We start from the raw sequence: 1,441 nt of genomic DNA, 5'->3' as shown, positions 1-1,441 counted from the left end.
CTTCGCGGTTCGTGGTGAATGACCCTGCTGTGGCGGGTGTTCACGCTACGGTTCTCGCGGCGCTGGTCAGCAGGATACGCATCCGGTAGTTCTCCGGGTTTCGGAATCCGCGGCCGGTGCGTTTGATGTTCTTGATGCCGGTGTTCGCGGCCTCGACCTTCGCGGTGGTCGCGCCGGTGACGATGAGGACCTCGATCGCGTCCCACCAGGTCACGACGGTGTCGTAGAGCTTCGTCGTCTCGGGCATGTTCGCGATCTGGGCGAAGTAGCCCATCCGCATTCGCTCCTGCCAGGCCTGAGCGAGGGTGTCGGTGGCCAGGAGGCGTCGGAGCTGCTCTTTGATGCCCCAGGCGGCGGAGAGCTCGTCGGTGGGGTCATCGGTGCGGAAGACTGTCTCCAGTCGCTCCCAGGCTCGCGGGGTGAGGGTGTCGCCGCCGCGCAGCAGTAGCATCCGGTACGCCCAGGCCGGATCGTCCTTGCGACCCCGACGACCACGATGGGTGCGGGCCAGGCGTTGACGGACGGTGGTGACCATGTCGTTTCCGAGCTTGACCAGGTGGAACTTGTCGACCGAGACCGCAGCCCGCGGCAGCCAGGTCCGTAGTGCCTTGCGGAACGCGGCCGAGGGGTCGATCGCGACGATCTCGATCCGCTCCCGCCACCGCTCAGAACGCTGGCTGAGCCAGTCTCCGACGGCGGCGCTGTCGCGGCCGTCGACGATGCCGAGGACCTGCCCGGTGTCCAGGTCGACCAGCGTCGTCATCCACGGCTCGAACCGCCTCCAGGAGCCCTGATCGGTGCGGAACCAGCGCACCGACCGGTAGCGGTGCTCATCGATGCCCAGCCGCCTCACGCGCGTCGCCTCGACATCAGTCAGGACCACAGCAGCAGCTGCCAGGGCGGCCTGGACCAGCCACCACGAGACGCCATGGGCCCGGGCGACTTCCGAGGCTGCCCGGCCGGAGGTGATCACCGCGGAGACGACCTGGTCCCGTAGCCGGGTCGTCGAGCGGGCGTATCGAGGGATCTGCACGGTGGCCTCCCAGAACGTGCCCCTGTCACAGCCCGGCTCGAGGCAGAACCAGCGCCGCTTGGCCCACATCACGACCGTCGCGCCGGCGACGGGAACGTCCCGGACCCGTTGTGACCGGCGCGAGTGAACCTTCGTTGCGAGCACCCCGCAGACCGGACAGCCCGGCGTGACGGTCGAGGTGATCACCACCCGCCGGTCCCCGTCGGGCAGGTCGGTGGCGTCGATGACGCGGTAGTTGGGCAGGTTGAAGATCGTGCTCGCAGCATCGCGCTGCGAACCAGTATTCTCGTGCACAGGCTCGTGGTCCTCTGGGATGTGGATGTCTTGACAACACCCATCACAGCAGGGCCACGAGCCGTTCTACGCCAGCGACGCGACGCTCCCCATCACCACGAACCGGGAAGAGCC

At 67.8% G+C, this 1,441-nt stretch carries 1 protein-coding gene; it reads right to left on the bottom strand.

Features of this window, described 5'->3' with window-relative positions; all coding sequences use genetic code 11:
• Positions 1 to 40: 40 nt before the first annotated feature.
• Positions 41 to 1,327 carry an ISL3 family transposase gene (locus FM110_RS02030; protein WP_087102192.1) on the bottom strand — a complete coding sequence of 429 codons (1,287 nt, stop codon included), beginning with the start codon at positions 1,325 to 1,327 and terminating at the stop codon, positions 41 to 43.
• Positions 1,328 to 1,441: the final 114 nt, after the last annotated feature.

It is taken from the genome of Brachybacterium nesterenkovii (assembly GCF_900163655.1).
In the GTDB taxonomy this organism is placed as follows: Bacteria; Actinomycetota; Actinomycetes; order Actinomycetales; family Dermabacteraceae; genus Brachybacterium; species Brachybacterium nesterenkovii.
The sequence above is the reverse complement of the archived record's forward strand: the minus strand, read 5'-3'. Positions and strand labels throughout refer to the sequence as shown.